Below are 1,043 nucleotides of genomic sequence, written 5' to 3' on the forward strand. Positions count from 1 at the left end.
GCGTAGCTCTCGCGCGTCGACAACGGCAGGTGATCGGGCAGCGGCTTGGCGTGCAGCGCCGCCAGCATGTCGGTGGCGGCCTGATAGCGCGCCACCACCGGCGCCGGCGGATCGCCCTCGACGAAACCGACGCGGCCGAGATCTTCGGTGATAAGGAAGCCGGCATCGAGATCGGCGTGATGGATCGCAGGCGCCGAGAAGCCACGCTCGCGCAGGCCCTGCCCGATCGCAACGAACGGCCGGACGTCTTCGGCCAGATGCACCGCAGCGCTGTAACTCTTGCCGGCATAGAGCGCCGGACCGTCCGGGCGGCGCGGCGCGTTCATCAGGATCACGCTTTCGGCGCCGCGCTGCAGCCGCGCATAGGAGCGCGTCGAGGCGTCGCCCGGCATGTGCCGGCGCTCGGCATCGGCGTAGCCGGCCGTCTCGATGAAGCTGCGCAGCGCGGCGAGCCGTTCGACCTGCTTCACGGCTTTGCCGTGGCCGGTGATTTCCGCCGCACGCGCCGACGGGCCCAGCGCAGGACGATGGCTGAGCGCGATGTCGATGCGGTCTTCCGGCAACGCGGCGCCGGCGCGCTCGGGCCATTCGATCAGCGCCACGGTGCCGTCCGGCAGCGGCGACAGCCCGATTTCTTCCAGCTCGGATGGATCCTCGACCCGATACAGATCGGCATGCAGCAGCGGATAAGGCGGCAGATCGTAGGTCTGCACCAGCGTGAAGGTCGGGCTCGGCACTTCGAGCGCGTCGTCGTCCGCCAGATAACGGATCATCGCCCGCGCCGCGGCTGTCTTGCCGGCGCCGAGATCGCCCGACAAAGTCACGACATCGCCGGGGCCGATCAGCAGCGCTACCTCGGCCATCAACCGCGCGGTCGCCGTCTCGTTGGCGAGCGCGACCGAGAATGTCGCCACCGCACTCATTCGGCCGCGTGGCGTCGAGCGGCCGGCTCGATCGGAAATTCGCAAGTCACCGACGTGCCGCGGCCGATCGCCGACTCGACCTGGACCTTGCCGCCGTGCAGCTCCACGAACGAGCGCACC

1 protein-coding gene is annotated in these 1,043 nt (G+C 69.7%); it reads right to left on the minus strand.

Annotation, left to right across the window (positions count from 1 at the left end; translation table 11 throughout):
- The coding region (tsaE, locus tag DYI24_RS27055) for a tRNA (adenosine(37)-N6)-threonylcarbamoyltransferase complex ATPase subunit type 1 TsaE (protein ID WP_164574510.1) at nt 1-923 on the minus strand (923 nt) is incomplete at its 3' end.
- Nucleotides 924-1,043: the final 120 nt, after the last annotated feature.

Source organism: Rhodopseudomonas sp. BR0C11 (genome assembly GCF_010820945.1).
GTDB classification, from domain to species: Bacteria; Pseudomonadota; Alphaproteobacteria; order Rhizobiales; family Xanthobacteraceae; genus Rhodopseudomonas; species Rhodopseudomonas palustris_H.